General features: G+C 43.5%; 13 protein-coding genes. 6 read left to right on the forward strand and 7 right to left on the reverse strand.

What is annotated here, in order from left to right; genetic code table 11:
- Positions 1 to 95: 95 nt before the first annotated feature.
- The 4 genes from dnaE to ACYVRA_RS11015 are packed head-to-tail and all read left to right on the forward strand — an operon-like array spanning position 96 to position 7,340.
- A complete protein-coding gene (gene dnaE / locus ACYVRA_RS11000) occupies positions 96 to 4,052 on the forward strand; it encodes a DNA polymerase III subunit alpha (protein WP_461252751.1) in 3,957 nt (1,318 codons plus the stop codon).
- Complete coding sequence (locus ACYVRA_RS11005) at positions 4,052 to 4,639, forward strand: YggT family protein (RefSeq protein ID WP_461252752.1); 588 nt, start codon at positions 4,052 to 4,054, stop codon at positions 4,637 to 4,639. Before dnaE ends, ACYVRA_RS11005 begins: the two co-directional genes overlap by 1 nt.
- The gene (gene recG, locus ACYVRA_RS11010; protein WP_461252753.1) at positions 4,639 to 6,711 is read left to right on the forward strand and encodes an ATP-dependent DNA helicase RecG; all 2,073 of its coding nucleotides are present in this window, start codon (positions 4,639 to 4,641) and stop codon (positions 6,709 to 6,711) included. The genes ACYVRA_RS11005 and recG overlap by 1 nt, the downstream gene beginning before the upstream one ends.
- A gap of 47 nt (positions 6,712 to 6,758) precedes the next feature.
- On the forward strand, positions 6,759 to 7,340 hold the full coding sequence (locus ACYVRA_RS11015) for a hypothetical protein (RefSeq protein WP_461252754.1): 582 nt from the start codon (positions 6,759 to 6,761) through the stop codon (positions 7,338 to 7,340).
- A gap of 92 nt (positions 7,341 to 7,432) precedes the next feature.
- Here ACYVRA_RS11015 and ACYVRA_RS11020 read toward each other — a convergent pair whose 3' ends face one another.
- The 4 genes from ACYVRA_RS11020 to rdgB form a co-directional block, all read right to left on the reverse strand.
- Positions 7,433 to 9,631, reverse strand: coding sequence for a methyl-accepting chemotaxis protein (locus ACYVRA_RS11020; protein ID WP_461252755.1), 2,199 nt, complete (start codon positions 9,629 to 9,631; stop codon positions 7,433 to 7,435).
- A 148-nt stretch (positions 9,632 to 9,779) separates the two neighbouring features.
- Positions 9,780 to 9,932, reverse strand: a complete 153-nt coding sequence (locus tag ACYVRA_RS11025) for a hypothetical protein (protein WP_461252756.1) — start codon at positions 9,930 to 9,932, stop codon at positions 9,780 to 9,782.
- Positions 9,933 to 10,254: 322 nt separating this feature from the next.
- Complete coding sequence (locus ACYVRA_RS11030) at positions 10,255 to 12,318, reverse strand: ATP-dependent helicase (RefSeq protein ID WP_461252757.1); 2,064 nt, start codon at positions 12,316 to 12,318, stop codon at positions 10,255 to 10,257.
- Positions 12,319 to 12,343: 25 nt separating this feature from the next.
- Complete coding sequence (rdgB, locus tag ACYVRA_RS11035; RefSeq protein ID WP_461252758.1) at positions 12,344 to 12,943, reverse strand: RdgB/HAM1 family non-canonical purine NTP pyrophosphatase; 600 nt, start codon at positions 12,941 to 12,943, stop codon at positions 12,344 to 12,346.
- A gap of 50 nt (positions 12,944 to 12,993) precedes the next feature.
- Here rdgB and ACYVRA_RS11040 point away from each other — a divergent pair, with 50 nt between their 5' ends.
- Positions 12,994 to 13,656 (forward strand): hypothetical protein, encoded by a 663-nt coding sequence (locus ACYVRA_RS11040; protein ID WP_461252759.1) that lies wholly within the window; start codon positions 12,994 to 12,996, stop codon positions 13,654 to 13,656.
- Positions 13,656 to 14,312, forward strand: coding sequence for a tRNA (guanosine(46)-N7)-methyltransferase TrmB (trmB, locus tag ACYVRA_RS11045; protein ID WP_461252760.1), 657 nt, complete (start codon positions 13,656 to 13,658; stop codon positions 14,310 to 14,312). Before ACYVRA_RS11040 ends, trmB begins: the two co-directional genes overlap by 1 nt.
- Positions 14,313 to 14,505: 193 nt before the next feature.
- Here the strand turns inward: trmB and ACYVRA_RS11050 are convergent, their stop codons facing one another.
- The 3 genes from ACYVRA_RS11050 to ACYVRA_RS11060 are packed head-to-tail and all read right to left on the reverse strand — an operon-like array spanning position 14,506 to position 17,355.
- Entirely contained in the window at positions 14,506 to 15,159 is a 654-nt protein-coding gene (locus ACYVRA_RS11050) for a FecR family protein (protein WP_461252761.1), read from the reverse strand.
- A 16-nt stretch (positions 15,160 to 15,175) separates the two neighbouring features.
- Positions 15,176 to 16,411, reverse strand: a complete 1,236-nt coding sequence (locus ACYVRA_RS11055; protein WP_461252762.1) for a hypothetical protein — start codon at positions 16,409 to 16,411, stop codon at positions 15,176 to 15,178.
- Positions 16,408 to 17,355: an OmpA family protein gene (locus ACYVRA_RS11060; protein WP_461252763.1), complete on the reverse strand. Its 948-nt coding sequence runs from the start codon at positions 17,353 to 17,355 to the stop codon at positions 16,408 to 16,410. The genes ACYVRA_RS11055 and ACYVRA_RS11060 overlap by 4 nt, the downstream gene beginning before the upstream one ends.
- Positions 17,356 to 17,375 lie beyond the last annotated feature (20 nt).

Here is a 17,375-nt window from a genome sequence, read left to right on the forward strand (position 1 = left end):
AGCTTGCCTGATATTCAACCGTAAAAACCGCGCGTCCTCAGTGGTTAATGAATTTACCCTTGTTTATCTTCCAATTTTAGGCTATCATCTTACAAATGACCGAATTCATACATCTCCACGTTCATTCTGACTATTCGCTGGCGGACGCGTCAGTCTCCGTAAAGTCGTTGGCGGACAAGGCGGAAAAACTGGGGATGACTCATCTAGCGCTTACTGATCACGGGAATATGTTTGGCGCGATGGATTTTATCGCCGCCTGCGGTAAAAAACGGGAAAGGCCCGTAAAACCGATAATCGGCTGCGAAGTCTATGTTTCTCCCGGCTCGCGCCATGAAAAAAAAGGTTCTGAAAACGAAAATAAATATTACCATCTTGTGCTTCTTGCCTATAACCGCGAAGGTTATTTTAACCTTGTAAAATTATGCTCTTACGCGTACACGGAAGGTTTTTATTACAGGCCGAGGATAGACGAGGAGCTTTTATCAAAATACCACGAAGGGCTTATCGCGCTCTCCGCCTGCGCTTCTGGTGAAATTCCGCGCCTCATTCAGGCGGGTAAAATTGATGAGGCTGAAAAAAAAGCCGTTTATTACAGAGATCTTTTTGGCAAAGATAAAGACGGAAACCCCAATTTTTATCTTGAGATACAGGATCACGGCATTCCGTCCGGCAGCTTAAGGGGCGGCAATCTGTCTCAAAAAGAAATTAACGAAATTGTTATTGATATTTCCAAAAAGACCGATATTCCCCTTGTCGCCACAAACGACGTTCATTATCTTGAAAAGGACGATTATATTTCGCATGACGTTCTTCTTTGCATTGGAACGGGAAAAGTACGCACTGAAGAAAAACGGAAAAAATATTACGGGGATCAGTTTTATTTTAAAACAGGCGATGAAATGGCGGAAATTTTTGCCGATTATCCTCAGGCTATTGAGAATACGGTAAAAATCGCGCGGAGATGCGACGCGGATGTGCCGAAAATAGAAACTAAAGATTTGCCGCAGTACCTTCCAGAATTTAAAATCCCAGAAGATTTTAAAGAACCGAGCGAGTTTTTAAGGCACCTAACGGAAGAAGGACTACAGAAGCGTTATGCGAAAGTAAAAGAAAGTGATTTAAATAAATGGGAAAAAATAAAAGAAAGGGCGGAGTATGAGCTTGATACGATAATTAAGATGGGGTATACGGGTTATTTCTTAATTGTCTGGGATTTTATAAAATACGCGAAAGAGCAGAATATTCCCGTAGGGCCTGGGCGCGGTTCGGGAGCGGGTTCGATTGTCGCTTATTCCCTGCGAATTACCGACATTGATCCTTTAAAATACGGGCTTTTATTTGAACGCTTTTTAAACCCCGAGCGTATTTCCATGCCCGATTTTGACATTGATTTCGCCAATGAAGGGCGCGAAGAAGTAATAAATTATGTTACGCGCAAATACGGAAAGGAAAGGGTGGCGCAGATAATCACATTCGGGACATTGGGCGCGAAAGCGGTAATCAAGGACGTGGCGAGAGTATTGGGAATATCAATATCAGAATCGGAAATGATTACAAAACTTATCTCTTCCGACCCAAAAATCACATTGGACAAAGCGAAAGAAAAAGAGCCGCGCCTTAGTGAGATGGAAAGCGATCCCCGCTTTACGGAACTATTTTCCATTGCCCGTAAATTGGAAGGCCTTAACCGCCATTCAAGCATACACGCCGCCGGTATCGTCATCGGAAAGAAACCGCTGATTGAATTGGTGCCTCTCTATCAGGAACGGGAAGAAAAGGGCGGCAATATCGCCACGCAGTACAGCATGAACTTTCTTGAAGGATGCGGCCTTGTAAAAATGGATTTTCTCGGCCTAAAAAACCTTGATATTCTTAAACACTCACAAGAGTTAATCAGGCGGCGCGGAGGCAAATATTCAAATTTTAACGTAGAAGATATTCCCGAAGATGACAAAAAAACTTTTAAAATGTTAGGTGAAGGAAAAAGCCACTCCGTTTTTCAGTTTGCCTCAGACGGTATGCAGAAAATGCTGAAGCAGGCAAACCCTACGTCAATAGAAGACCTAACGGCCTTAAACGCGATGTTCCGTCCGGGGCCTATGCAGTTTATGCAGCGCTTTGTGGATTGTAAAAACGGCAAAGCGCCAATTTCATATCCCGATCCGAGCCTTGAAGGAATTCTTAAAGATACTTACGGCGTTATTGTCTATCAGGAACAAGTTATGGCGGTGGCAAGGATAATAGCGGGTTACAGCATGGGAAAAGCGGATATTCTTCGCCGCGCCATGGGTAAAAAGAAAAAGGAAGTTATTGATAAAGAAAAAATTCCGTTTTTGGAAGGCGCGGCGAAACAAGGATACTCCGCTCAGAGGGCGGGGGCGATTTACGACATGCTTGTCCCGTTCGCCGATTACGGTTTTAATAAGAGCCACGCCGCCGCGTATTCGGTTTTAGCGTATCAAACCGCCTACCTTAAAGCAAATTTCCCGGCGGAATACATGGCGGCTACGTTAATAGTAGAAATAAAAAGCGCCGACAGTCTCTTAGACAGCATAGTCGAAACCCGTAAAATGGGAATAAGCGTCGATCCTCCAAATATAAATTATTCCGATAAATTTTTTACGGTAGTGGACGGAAGGATTGTATACGGTTTTTTGGGAATTAAAGGCGTAGGCGACGCTCCGGCGGATGAAATTATACGCGGAAGAAAAAACGGCCATTATAAAAATTTTATGGATTTCTTGGACAGGGTAGATATAAAAGCCGTAAGCAAAAAAGTTATAGAACTGTTAATACAAACAGGAGCGTTTGATGATTTTAAAATTTCGCGCGAGACTCTTGCAGGCAATATGGAAAAAGCGATTGAATACGCGCAAAAAAGAAAAGAGGACAAACAGCTTGGACAGTCTAACCTATTTGAAAATTCAAACGATGCCGATATGCCCGATTTTAAGTTTACGGAATTTCCTCCCGTAAGCCGCGCCGAAAGACTGAATCTTGAAAAACAACGGATTGGTTTTTATTTTTCTGGCCATCCGTTAGACGAATATAAAGAAATTTGGCAGGATGTTGTCAGCGTAAATCTTGGGCAAATTGAAACTTACAAAACAGGAAACTGCGTTCTTGTAGGAATAATTAAAAATATAAAACAAATAAATACCGCGAAAGGCGGCAAGATGGCTTTCGCTGTTCTTGAAGATTACAACGGCGAGATTGAAGTCACGTTTTTTTCGGGTCCGTGGGAAAGGTGTCAGAATATTGTAAAGGACGATTCTGTCGTCATATTAAAAGGAAAAATTGATTATCAAAAAGATAAAGACAAGTACAGTTTCTTGGCGGACAGCGTTATAAGCAAACAGGAAGTCGCGTCAGTCGTAAATGAAGCTAAAGAATTAGACGAAAAAAATAAATTGCATAAAATCACATGGCTTTATATGGCAGATTTAAAAAGTTCTTATATTACACAGTCAAAAAAAGGCAATTATACTGTTATCGGTTTATTAAAATCAATAAGGGATTATAAAGATAGAAAAGGAAACGACATGGCGTTCGGGACATTGCAGGATTTTGAAGGCGAAATTGACCTTGTGTTTTTTTCCAAAGTGTACGACGAGTGCCGCGATCTGCTTAAACTTGATGAGATGATCGCCTTAAAAGGAAGCATAGACCCGGAAAATGAACAAAAACCCGGAAAGGTAAGTTTTAAAGTTTCAAGTCTGGCAAATTTGGCTTTTTTAAGCCGTACCGCCGCGAAAAAAGCCGCTGCCAACGAAAAACCGCCCGAGCCCAATCTTGTAAAAATTACCGAAAAACATATTGACGAGGTGCATATAAGACTGAATAAAGGAGCGTCGGGAAACAGCGTCGAAATGTTGGAGTTACGCGATTATCTTGCGGAGAATTCAGGTTCAAATACCATTTTTATTCATATTCCAGTTGACAACGAAGAAAAAATTGTAAAGGCGGCGACAGGATTGGATATGTCAGGTAACGGATATGTAATGGAAGGCTTAAAACAGTGTAAGTGCGTCGCTGAAGCGTGGAGGAAATAATGCGTTTTATTTTTGGATTCTTGGCGGCAATAACCGGTATTTATTCAGTAATTATTTTTATACGAATAATATTTTCATGGTTTGGAAGCATGGTTGGCGGAAAACCTGTAGAAATTCTTAATAAAATTACAGACCCGTATCTTGACTGGTGGAGGCAAAAATTACGTTTAAACATTGGCGCTTTTGATTTTTCGGTAATTCCAGCGATAGTATTTCTTTCTTTTATTCAAAATATATTTCGTATTCTATCAATAGCGGAAAGAATAACTTTAGGATTTATACTTGCCCAATTACTATTGTCAATATGGAATATTTTTTCTATTATTATAGGATTTTTTATTGTCGTAATTATCATACGCCTTATAGGTTATTTTATTAACAGCAATATCTACAGCCCTTTCTGGAGCATTATTGATTCCATCACGCAGCCGCTCTTATATAGAATGAACAGAATCTTTTTTGGCAAAAAAATAGGAGGTTATTTAAAAGGAATAATATTATCGTTATTACTTTTAATTGTAATACTTGCCGGCGGAAAGTTTATAGTGTTTTTACTTTCCGGTATTCTTTATAAGCTGCCGATATAATGTTTCTTCGTTCTTTGTCAGTACCCGTAAGCGCGATAAACGGCGTAGGCTCTTCCTTCGCGCAAAAACTCGCGCGGCTTGGAATACGCGCCGTCAGGGATCTTCTTCTTCACTATCCACGCGACTGGGAAGATCGCGTGAAAATTGTCCCGTTAAAAGCGTATAAAAGCGGCAAAGTGTGTACCGTCGTTACAGTTTTCGCGCGCGAATGGATAGGTTTCGGCGGAATGAGAACGCTAAAAATTTATATAGAAGACGAAAATACTCAGGCGGTGCTTTTATGTTTTAAACGCCCAAAGCTTGACAAACTGTTTATTACAGGGCAAAAATATATGATTTGCGGCAGTTTTAAATATAAAGATAAATACGGCGAATTGCAGTCAAGCTCTTTTGAAGTAGAGCCTGCGTCTAAGGGCGCGAATTTTGGAAAAATACTGCCTGTTTATCCGCTGACGGCGGGCATTATTCAAAAGAAAATGCGAAGTTTTATTCTTTGCGCCATAAATAAATATGTTAAAGATTTGGAAAACGAACTTCCAAGAGCGATAATGGAGAAAGAAAATCTTTTATCAAAGTCGCAGGCGGTAAAAGAGATACATTTTCCATCTTCCGCCGATATGCTTGAAAGGGCGAAAAAGACGCTCATTTATGAAGAGCTTTTTTACATGGAAGTTATGGTTGTCCGCAGGGCGATAGACAGGAAGAGCAGAATTAAAATTGAGCGGGCGAACGATAAAAACAAAAATGAAAATATTTCGCTTTTACAACAGCGCCTTATAGAACGGCTTCCTTTTTCTTTAACGGCGGGGCAAAAAAACGCCGTTACGGAAATAAACGGTGATATGTCATCTAACATTCCAATGGCGCGTCTTTTACAGGGCGATGTCGGATGCGGCAAAACTTTAGTGTCTTTTTTAGCCGCGTTATGCGCCGTTGAAGACAATGGGCAGGCGGCGATTATGGCTCCTACGGAATTGCTTGCCCGCCAGCACGCTGAAAACGCGGCGCGTCTTTTGGAACCGCTTGGAATAAGAATAGCTTTTCTTACCGGAAATGTTAAGTCGAAGGGGCGCAAAGAATTGCTAAAAAACCTCGCCGCCGGAAACATTGATATTATAGCCGGGACTCACGCTCTTTTTTCCAAAGATGTCGAATACAAAAATTTAAAACTTGTCGTTATAGACGAACAGCATCGTTTTGGCGTAACGCAGCGTTCCCTTATCATGGCGAAGGGGGAGCAGCCCGGCCTATTGATGATGAGCGCGACTCCCATTCCGCGCACTTTGGCGTTAACGGTTTTTGGCGATATGGACGTTACTGTGATAAAAGACATGCCTGTTGGAAGAAAACCCGTTATTACACATCTTGCTAAAGAGTCAAACGAACAAAAGGTTTATGATTTTGTCCGCAAAGAGATAGAAAATGGCAGGCAGGCTTATTTTGTCTACCCGTTAATTGAGGGCGGAGAGGAAATAAAAGACGCAGTATCAATGGCGCGAAGGCTACAGGAGGAAGTTTTCCCAAAATATAAAACCTCCCTTATTCACTCCAAACTGCCCGAAGAAGAAAAAAAACAGATAATGGACGGTTTTAGAAAAGGAGAGATAAAAATACTTGCCGCGACCAGCGTTGTAGAAGTAGGTGTGGACGTGCCAAACGCCGCATGCATGGTTATTGAACACGCCGAGCGTTTTGGATTATCCGCCCTTCATCAATTGCGCGGTCGAGTCGGCAGGGGAGAGGAGCAGTCGTATTGTTTTCTTGTTTTTTCAGACGAGCTTACCGATGAGGGCAAGACCCGCTTAAAAGTGATGCTGGAAAATACCGACGGCTTTGTAATAGCGGAAGAAGATTTAAAATTAAGAGGCCCCGGACAAATCGCGGGTACTGAGCAATCGGGTTACCTTGTTCTTGGAATAGCTAACCCAATCCGCGACATGGAAATTTTAGAAAGAGCCAGAAACGACGTGTTTTCAATCATGGAAAACGATCCCGATCTGTTACTTGAAAACAACCGCGTAATCGCGAGAGTACTGGAACAAGCGCCGCCGTTTGACGAAGTCACGCTTTAGATAATATAATAGAATATATGTTTAATAAAAATAAAAGAAGGAACGGCATGAAAAACAAATTTAAAATTTTGAAAATTATCGCATTGTTAATAATAATCAGCGGCTGTACGAAAAAAATCGCCTCTCAATCAGAGACCGGCGAAACTGATATAGATAATTCGTTTGCAGATGAGACAGAAATTGTTATAGATGTTGCCGGGGTAGATGAGTCCGATTACGATCCTTCTTCAGTGCATTTATTCATTCCCAACAGTAATTACCCAAGACTCAAATTCACAACCAATGTTCCCGTTAGGGATTTTAGATGGATATCCATCAGCCCTGTCTGGGACGAAAACGACAACATAGGCTGGGAGGTTACAGACGTGTTGTATTTGATAGAGAAATTTCTACCGCAAAAGCCGCTCGTTGTATCATGGATGGAAGTGGGAATATTCCCGAATAGCGGCATTTCCTATCTTGATAAAAACGGGGAAAGAAAATATTTTATGCTGATGAGCAACGACTACGGAGGAGACCCTGAGGAAGAGGGATACGACGGGGGCGTTAGCCTTTCTGAATTTACTCCGGCCAATGAATTTTTTCTTTCCAAACCCGCGATTATCGGGCGAAATATTTGGCGGGCTTGACGAGAAATTTGTGAGATTGACGCCGATAGACGTACAAAGCCAAAGAAACTGGGCGACAAGATAATAATTAATAACGCCGAATTACCAACGGATTAGTCCACCTTGAAGCGCGAAACTTCACGTAACAAATCGTCAATGGCTTGGCGGTTCTTTTGGGTCATATCATTGACATTGTGTACCGCCGTGTTAATCTGTTCCGAGCCTAATGCCATTTCGTTCATGCCGCCGGTTATTTCCTGTGTTACTTTTTCAAGGTTCTGGCTCTCCTTCAATACTTCCTGGCTGCCCTCACGCATTTCTTCGGAACTGGCTTTTACCTGCTGGGTAATTCCATTTAAATTGGCGGTTCCCTGAAGGAGTTGATTGCTCCCCTCGCCCTGCTCCTCCATCGCATGACGGATTATCTCCTCCTGCTCCGACACCGTCTTTACGTCCGAGTCAATCGCCTCGAATCTCTTAAGCACGTTATCGGTTGAGACGGTTATTTTTTTAATTGATTCCGCTATTTTTTTCAGTACCGTAACAATTGTTTTTGACTGCTTGCCAGAACTTTCAGCCAGCTTGCGGATTTCATCGGCAACTACGGCAAAACCTTTTCCGGCTTCCCCCGCATGAGCGGCTTCAATCGCAGCATTCATTGAGAGCAAATTGGTCTGGCTGGCTATGTTATCCATAACGGCGTTAATCTCCAGCAAACCTTCGGACTCGCGGGATATTTCCTGAATGTCAGCGGCTACTTCCTGCAACCCATTGCGGCCTATTTCGGAGGCTTCTTTAAGTGTTTTTACATTTTCCAGATTTTTAAGCAATGTTTGATTTACCGAATTGATGTTATTTACCATTGCTTGAATGAAGGCGGACCGTTTAGATATTGTTTCAGCCTGATTTTCTACCAAACCGTTGAGTTTGTTGATGTTAGTAATAACCTGTTCCATAGTCGCGTTGGTTTCGGTAACGCTGGCGCTTTGGTTTATAACCCTGCCCTTGACGCTCTGGATATTGGCGGTGATTTCGTTGATTGCCGCGGCGGTTTCGGTCATGTTGCTGGCAAGGTCATTACCAATATCTGACAGTTTGTTAGCTTCTTTCCTGATGACGATAATCAGGTTTCTGATTTTTTCAAGAGTTTTATTAAAGTACAAGGCAAGGTCGCCGATTTCGTCTTTTGAACTGACGGCAATATTTCGCGTCAGGTCGCCCTCGCCTTCGGAGATGTCCCTTAGTTCTTCAGCCACCTTGACGATTGGATTTATAGTACCGTGGAGTGTAAAGTACACAATTACCGCCGCCAATATAAGAGCTATTGCCGTCAGGATGATTGTAAATCTGGTAATCGCGTTGACATCCTTCATTATATATTTATCCGTGACGAGCATCATTACCGACCAAGTTTTGTCCGAACTGCCTATTTGGAAGGGAAGCATAACTATTTCCACTTCTGTATTAAGCTCTGGAGAATAAGTGCTGCATGAAAATTCCTTTCCGGTTTTTACAGCCTGCTCCGCATCCTTTATGTAGGGGCCGTACATCGTCTCAACATCGATAAGCATTTTCCCTACCCTCTCTGGAAGCAGATGGCCAATTATCAGCCCGTTACCCGAATAAATAGCCATTCCGGCAATTTTTTCGTTGGCTTTAATGGTGTCTGCTACCACCGACTGTATCGCGTCAATAATATAAAGGCAGCCTACGCCTCCTACTACTTCGTTGGTACGGGGATTAATAACCGGAACCATAAGTCTGAGTAAATGCGTATCTTTTCCTTCTATCGTCCGGGGGATTGGGTGTTCTACCCGATCATTTTTAGCGTTGGGACTGTTAAAATAGGCCATTGAAGCGGCTATATCGACGGTAGTCCGGCTCGATATTTTGCCGCTTTCTCTTGTGTAGGTTATAGCGTACTGCCCCGTGGGACCGGAGCCGGTACGGCCTATATATTGAGCGTCCATTCCGTCAACGGCGTTTGGTTTCCAAACCGTATACAAATTTATTATGGCAGGTTCGTAAATAATCGTATCCCCCAATATACTGTCAAATTTATCCCGGCGTTCCGCTGGCGGTACCTTTTCATATTCCGACATTGTATAAGCCAGAGTACGTAATAACCGAATATAGCCATCCTCTACGCCTTGCCAGTAAGCGACCTGTTCTCTGGCCAAATATCTGACTTCCTGCTTGCTCAAATTCATGCTTATATTGGAGGCTTCCCGCAGGAGCAGCACGGCAATGCCGCCTGCCACAACCGCTATAATGGCGATCATCATGATACTCAGTTTAATTTTAATTTTCATTTTGTTACTCCCATAACGTGATTGTGTTGTTTTCGTTATAACGGGCGAAATTTCGGCTCATTGTGTTTATACTATCAATTTATATTAAAATAGTCAAATGGACAAATTGCGTAATTAAAAGCTAATTGGCGTGTAGAGTGACCTTCCCTTATTTCTTCGCCAAAAAAGCATCTATTATATCGTGAATAATTTTCTGTTCCTGCAAGGGCAGCAGGCGCAATTTAACCATAATCTCCGTATCAAGCGTTGGAGCGGACAGGTTCGGTTTTACAAACATCTCCCCTTGCCTTTTTTCAGCCATTCAACATTCACGCCCAGTTCCGTTGAAAGCAGTTCCAGCCTGTCCGCCAATGTCTTTTTCAGACATTAAAATAATAGGAAATTATCACTAGTAGTCTGTAACAACTAAATATTTACAAAGAAGACCTCACGCAAAGACGCAGAGGCGCAAAGTTGTTGTTCGCAGGATCGTCGTTTTTCTTTCAAGATTTGTAGTCAAACTTATATATCTTGATCAATAATGGGTCATCGGACAGGAACTTTGCTTCCTTTGTCTTCTTAGTGTTCTTTGTGTGATGTGCTCTCCCATGTTCGCACTGGTTTGTATAGTTCGCGGAAAAAAATTATTTTAACATTGACTTTAATTGTTCCATAAACTTATCCGCGTCTCCTTCGTCAATATTTTCTTTTTCAGTCTCGTGTATTTTAATCAATTCCTTTGGGATTTCATCGATAAACGGGGAAGGGGAGCAGTCCCTCGTGTTTTGAAGTGTGCGGCGTTTTTGGCAGCTTGTTATGTACAATTTTTCACGCGCCCTTGTAATCGCAACATAAAAGAGACGGCGCTCTTCTTCTATGCTTCCAGCTAAGCTGCCGGCTTCGTCTTCGTTGTCTTCGCTAATGCTTTTTTCATGGGGGATTAGTCCCTCTTCCGCTCCGGCGATAAAGACTACCGGAAACTCAAGACCTTTTGCCGCGTGAATAGTCATCAGGTTGACCTTGCCTTCATTGTCATCCTCGCCGTCGTCCCTTGTGATAAGGCTGATCCTGTTAAGCCACGCGTAAAGTCCCGGTTCAAGATTATCGGGGTCTGTTTCCCAGTTGTTTATCATTCGAATAAAATATTCAATATTATTGTATTTCCATCTTGCTTTTTTTTCGTCTTTTCCGTGTTCAATGACAAGGTAACTCCAGTAATCAATATTATCAACTAACGCGCGCGCGCACCCGGAAAGCGACCATGTCTTGCCGTCTTGCGTTTCACGATCAAGAAAAAGGGCGCGAAAATCTTCTATCATCGCGGAAAATTCTTCAAGTTCGGTCGCGGCTTTTTTGTCCTGAAAAAGCCCCTGCTGCCCATGAGAGCGCGCGTAATTTAATCGCGCAAGCGAGTCCCAAAGGCTGATATGGTTTTTCTTAGCGATTTCGTTTAACGCGGCTATTGATGTCTTTCCAATCCCCCTTCGCGGGGTGTTGATAACGCGTAAAAGGCTCACGTCGTCGTCGGGATTGGCTATTACGCGCAGATAGGAAATAATATCCTTAATTTCCTTGCGCTGGAAAAAACTTGTTCCGCCCGAAACGCGGTAGGGTATATTCTCCGCTAAGAACGCTTCTTCTATATTACGCATAAGGGAGTTGGTTCTTGTTAGCACTCCAAAATCGTGGTATTTATAATCTTCCCTGATCATTAACGGCTTTATCTGGGAGGCGATAAAATTGGCTTCGTGCGTTTCGTTCTCGGGGAAAAACAGTTCTATGGGTTTGCCCCCCGTTTTTGGCGACCAAAGATTTTTATCCTTCCTGCCGGTGTTATGCGAAATTACCCCGTTAGCCGCGTCTAAAATTGTCGTAGTGGAACGGTAATTTTGCTCAAGTTTAATTTCTATCCGCTGCGGAAAATCTTTCTCGAACATCAGTAAATTTTCATAATTAGCGCCTCTCCATGAATAAATTGACTGATCGTCGTCTCCTACTACGCAAATATTCGCGTTCTTGTCCTTTGCCAGAAACTTTAGCAATTTATACTGAATAAGGCTCGTATCCTGAAACTCATCAACTAAAATGTAACGGTATTTTTTGCGGTACTTGTCCAAAATATCGCCATGTTTTTCAAAAAGTTCGAGCGGAATTGTTAAGAGATCGTCAAAATCAACCGAATTGTAAATTTTTAGCGCCTGCTGATATTCGTCATATACGGGCTGCATTGTAACGTCGTCCGTCCATTTTGCAAGGCCGGTTTTTATTTTTGAAAAATACTGGCTTAGGGCGTAAAGGTCTATTTTAGAAGAAAACATTTTACATTCGCGTAACGATTCCTTTATAAGCGATATTTTGTCAGTTTCATCATAGACTGAAAAATTCTTTCTGTAACCGAGAAGCTCGCAATCTTCTTTAATTATTTGAAGCCCGAAAGCGTGAAACGTGCTGACCGTAAGGCTCTGGAGTTTTTTCCCCGTAAGCTCTTTAACCCTCTGTTCCATTTCACGCGCCGCCTTATTTGTAAATGTAAGCGCTAAAATCGCCGATTGCGGAATTCCGTTTTCAAGCATATTCGCGATGCGGTAAGTAATTACTCTGGTTTTCCCCGACCCCGCGCCCGCGATAATTAAAACAGGCCCGTCAATGGCGCGTACCGCCAATGCCTGCGGTTCATTTAATTGCGTTTCAATGTTGAGTTTTGACAAAATTACTCCCAAATCATTTTATAAGCTATGATATTAAATTTTGTAGAACGCTTGCAATATGCTTTCCCGCTTTTCCGCGGTGGCTCAAAGAATTTTTCTCTTGCGGCGAAAGCTCGGCAAGGGTGCGGCCAAGGGACGGTATCCAAAAAATCGGATCGTAACCAAAACCGCCTTCCCCTTTTATTCCGCTCTTTTTTACAATTTCCCCCTCAAGCGTTTCCTGAACAAGAAAAAAACGGTCGTCGCTAAATAAAAGAACCATAGCGCAGACAAACCTCGCGCTTCGTTTTGGATTGTCCCCCAACTCGTCAAGAAGCATAATATTACGCCGGTCGCTTGTCAACTTTTGTCCTGTCTCCATTCCGTAACGGGCGGACAGTACGCCGGGCCTGCCGTCAAGAGCGTCCACGCACAAACCGGAATCATCGGCTATGACAGGTTCCATTCCGCCAATGATTTTTTGCAGCGCTCTCGCCTTAATCATGGCATTATCGCTAAAAGTCGCTCCTGTTTCTTCAGGCTCAAATGACAAACCTTCTTCGGACGGGATTTTCAAATTTATGTTAAGAATGGCGTTAAGCTCCGTTTTTTTATGCGTATTGTTAGTGGCAAACCAAATATTCATTGTGAAATTGTAGACTTTTTTTTATTTTCAATCTATACTTAAAATAGGTTATGAAAAAGTTTGTAAAAAAACTTCTATATATCACTGTTATATTTTGCGCCGCGTTTACGGCCGCCTTTTCCGCCTCGTGTACAAAATCCGCGCCTGAAATAAAATACGGTTATATACAGTTAATTCTTTATCAGGGCAAAGACGGACCGCAGGAATATTATTCATTTTTTATTTTGCCGGAAGATGAAGACGGAATTGAAAACCTTAGCGAGTTGTATCTCTACCATGACAGGGAACAGCTTAGATGGAATATTAAAAGCGACGAATGGCAGCGTTTTACGCAGGATGGAAAAGACTGGATTGGAACGCGAAGTTTTACGGTTAGGGAAGGCGAGCTTCCAAGGGGCTTGTTCCGCGCGGTATTGGTCAACAAGGGCGGGGAAAGCGTTGAGCGCAGTTTTACCTATGACGGCAGCGTCCGCTATCCTTTTCCTGAAATTGAGATTTCAGACGGCGTATACAATGTTAATTCGCAGTGGCCTGTAAATCGTTTGGTATGTTACGACAACGCGGGAAATTATATTGCTACCGTTAATCTTTCTTCAAAGATGGGCTCAGTTTCAGATTTAAGGCTTCAGTCAAACGCGAGAACCGCTTCTCTTTGGGCGGAAGATGAAGCCAATTTTTGCAGCGCGTTTACAAACGCAGTTTCTCTTCGCTGATGCTTAAAAGTTATGTGATTAGGTCGGGTCATTTTACGGACGCCCAAAAGAAAGCCTACGCCCTGTTAGCTGAAAAGTTTGTTATTCCCTTTACGGAAGAAAAACTTGATTATAAAAAAATATTTAGCGGCGGTGGAAATGTAACGCTTGAAATTGGTTTTGGAATGGGCGTAACGACCGCTGAAATCGCGCAGGCAAATCCCGATAAAAACTATATCGGCATAGAAGTACACCGCCCCGGCATAGGCCGGCTGTTATGGGAAATTGAAAAACGTTCTCTTGCCAACATAAGAATAATTGAATATGACGCCGTTTACGCCGTGGAAAAAATGATCCCCCATGACTCTCTTGAAGCAATCCATGTCTTTTTCCCCGACCCGTGGCCCAAAAAAAGGCACCGCAAACGCCGCCTTATACAGCGCCCCTTTACTGAAAATCTCGCAAGCCGCCTAAAACCCGGCGGCTATCTGTACATGGTTACCGACTGGGAAGACTACGCCCTTCACGCTCTTGAAGATTTGAACGCGACCGCTAATTTAAAAAACGCGTACGAAAGTTTTTCCCCTCCCCAAAACTGGCGCCCCGTAACAAAATTTGAACAAAAAGGATTGACAAAAGAACACGTAATTAGAGAACTTTTCTTTATTAAAAAATAGGATAAAAAATTATTCTAAAGAAGACTCACACGAAGAACACAAAGGAAGAGAAGATCACAAAGAAGAGGATCAGGGGTCTTTATTCGAAGGTTTAGCTTGAGGCTTAACGATAAGATAACGGACAAAAACCCCTGATTTCTCTTTGTGATCTTTGTCCCTTCGTGATCTTTGTGAGAACTCTTTGGAATAATTTTTAGCGGAATTCAAGTTTAACGGTAAAAGGCACATTCACGGCTGCGGGGGCGGTGACTGGAACGTCTTTAGAGGTTGTTCCCGCGGGGCTTGGGGGCATTAAGTTAGCGTTTTTATCGTCTTTTGGCGCTGACGCCTGTCCCGTCTTATCCACGCGGCTGCTTCCGCCGGCGTTGACAAGAACAATCTGCCCGTTGGTACCTGTAAAGCTGACGGTGCCTTCGTTTACATACAGGTTAGTGGTGTCAAACTCAAAGCTGGTTCCCCTAACGGACGCCGTTGATGTCGGCGAACTTACCGACATAATCGCTTTTGTTCCAGCCGGCGGCTTAACCTCCACGCGGACTCTTCCCGCCTGCAAATTTATATTTAAAGATTCAGTTTCATCTATCTTTTGAATCTCCGCCAAAGATAAAGACGTTAACGGGCGCACCGTTATGGTAGTGCCGCCAATCTTGACAATCGCGTAACTTTTAAAACCCGTTGATATAACTGTGTCTTTAAAAACTTTATCCCCTTTGTTCGCGGTCTTAAACGACGTTTCATTCGGCTGCTTTATTTCCACCGTGCCTGTAAGCTGGTCGATAAACGCGTCCTGAGAAAACGCGTACAAGCCCGTTAAAACAAAAATTGTTACAAACATCAATTTTTTCATCTTTTTACTCCTATATTTAAAATATTGACAGTACTAAATTAAGTTTTGCGCGCCACAATATGGCCTCGTCGGGCGCGGCGTCGCCAAGCATGGGCATGAATACGCCAGTTCCAAGATTCAGGCGTATTCCCGAAGATATCGTCCATATAAGCCGCGCAAATACTTCCGCGCCAAGAAAAAATCCCTGCGGGTCTCCACCGGTTATGGGATAATACCTGTACGTTCCCAAATCATTCCTGATAAAATACATGAACGCCATATTCGCTGATAATGATTTCGCCAGCCTGCCCGTAAAGTCCAGGGATAACAGGGACAGGCCTGAAAATTTGGCTTCCACAAGCTCTCCCTGGGAAACTGTCGTTACGGGCAAAAACGCGCCAATGGTTTCATCGTCGCTAACCCCGCTTGAATAACGCGCGGATAATTTTATGTGTTTTTCCAGCTTTGTCGGCAGTATGAATGTTAAGCCGACCTCTGCCGCGAACGCGGGAGTTGTCTTACCGTCATACTCGAATAATTCAAAACATCCGCCTAAATCAAAAACGCATGATTTTCCCGGAACTGATAAAGCGACGGTAAGATACTGGCTGTTTAAATTTTCATCGCCAGCGTCAAACTGCGCCAGTATCGAAGTTTTTAAACCGACGAATCCGGCGAGAGACTGGTGGTCATATTCGAGCGCCGCCAAAATACGGGGAGGGGCGAAGTAGGTATTGGCGAAATCATCATAATTAACCTTATCGTAGCTTGATTTCAGCTCTTCAGTCGTCATTGTAATCGCGGCTCTTTCCCTGTATAAAAGGCCCGTATACCAGCCTCCGGCGCGGATATTTCCGTTAGGTGTAATGAGCGAAACCTGCGCGCCGTCAAAAAGCCCGCTTGCGGTTATTCCCAAAGGATCGCCGTAGAACATCCGTCCTATATTTAAATTGATATTTTTCAAATTAAAAGTAACGTCGGTTCGCGTCAGTTCCGGTATTATCGCCAGAGGAGCAGTACTGATCCAAGGATCATCGCCGCTCTCAATTTCGTAACTTATCGCGGCGGAAATGTACAAACTGCCTATTTTTCCAAGCGGCGTGGTAAACCTCGGCGATAAAACGCCCGATATGTCGAAACTGGTTTTTTCAAAATTAAAATCCGGCGCGTCAATTTCAGCGTTCTGGTTAAAAACAAGGCCGAAATCAAAAGCGTTAGCTGAAAACGCGCCCAAATAAAGAATCGCCGCAAGCATAAGCAATATTTTTTTCATTGCGCGTCCTCCAACAAAGTAATTTCCACGCGTCTGTTAAGCGCCATTCCTTCGGGTGTGTTGTTGTCCGCGACGGGCTTTTCAGAGCCGTATCCCCTGACGACTATTTCATTTGCTTTCCGCGCTCCCAATTTGACAAGATAATCCGCGACCGCTTGCGCCCGCTCGCGAGAAGTGCGAAGCCTTTCCCTTTCCGTTCCGGCAAGCGCGGTATGCCCCGCGACAAGGATTTTTCTGCCGGGAATGGCGCTGAGTATCCGCGCGATTTCGGCTATTGTCTGTTTTTCTTTTTCCGGCAATTCGGAGGAATTAGCCAAAAATTGTATGTTGGAAATGCTGATGGTAACGCCTTGATCCGTTATGCGAACATCGGTGTCGGCTATTTCCATCGCTTCAATCTGGGCGGTTATCTCCTCCGCCAAAGCGATATTTTCTTCCTTTCTGGCTTCTTCCGCTTCCGCCGTCTCCCGCGGCTCGGTGGACTGTTCAAATTCCCAAGGATTATCCGCGATCCGGTACAACAGGCGGTTGACGATAAAAATCATTATTTCGCCCGACACTTTCATGTGCGGATCGTTTTCCTCATTTATCAAATCCTGAAAAACCATTTCGCGGTAGCTGTAATGCGCGTTATGAAAAATAGAGTACATCGGCCCACCCTTTAAGCCAAAAGCCCTCATGATGAGAAGCGACAGCCTTTCAAGGGAAATCGCGTCCCGCGCGTCCGCTTTTTTAGGCAGCCAATTTTTCGCGACGGCGAAACGCATCGCGTCGTCTTCGCCCGCTTCAACGCTGATTACATCCGCCGCTGCCAGCACAAAACGCGCCGCCTGCGCGTAACTCACGGCTGGAGTTCGCAAAAGCGTTTGTATTTCGTCAGCGGTTTGAGCGTGTAACGCGGCGCAGGTGAAAAGCAGGAAGATTGTTATAATTATGTTTTTCAAAGTACGCTCCTTGCGCTATA

The sequence above is a fragment of the Treponema sp. R8-4-B8 genome (assembly GCF_054786175.1).

Excerpts from the sequence above, each read along its gene's own strand:
- rdgB (WP_461252758.1), bottom strand. The coding sequence starts at position 12,943 with ATGAATATTTGGTTTGCCACTAACAATACGCATAAAAAAACGGAGCTT.
- ACYVRA_RS11040 (WP_461252759.1), top strand. The coding sequence starts at position 12,994 with ATGAAAAAGTTTGTAAAAAAACTTCTATATATCACTGTTATATTTTGC.
- trmB (WP_461252760.1), top strand. The coding sequence starts at position 13,656 with ATGCTTAAAAGTTATGTGATTAGGTCGGGTCATTTTACGGACGCCCAA.
- ACYVRA_RS11025 (WP_461252756.1), bottom strand. The coding sequence starts at position 9,932 with ATGGCTGAAAAAAGGCAAGGGGAGATGTTTGTAAAACCGAACCTGTCC.
- ACYVRA_RS11050 (WP_461252761.1), bottom strand. The coding sequence starts at position 15,159 with ATGAAAAAATTGATGTTTGTAACAATTTTTGTTTTAACGGGCTTGTAC.
- ACYVRA_RS11055 (WP_461252762.1), bottom strand. The coding sequence starts at position 16,411 with ATGAAAAAAATATTGCTTATGCTTGCGGCGATTCTTTATTTGGGCGCG.
- recG (WP_461252753.1), top strand. The coding sequence starts at position 4,639 with ATGTTTCTTCGTTCTTTGTCAGTACCCGTAAGCGCGATAAACGGCGTA.
- ACYVRA_RS11020 (WP_461252755.1), bottom strand. The coding sequence starts at position 9,631 with ATGAAAATTAAAATTAAACTGAGTATCATGATGATCGCCATTATAGCG.
- ACYVRA_RS11015 (WP_461252754.1), top strand. The coding sequence starts at position 6,759 with ATGAAAAACAAATTTAAAATTTTGAAAATTATCGCATTGTTAATAATA.
- dnaE (WP_461252751.1), top strand. The coding sequence starts at position 96 with ATGACCGAATTCATACATCTCCACGTTCATTCTGACTATTCGCTGGCG.
- ACYVRA_RS11005 (WP_461252752.1), top strand. The coding sequence starts at position 4,052 with ATGCGTTTTATTTTTGGATTCTTGGCGGCAATAACCGGTATTTATTCA.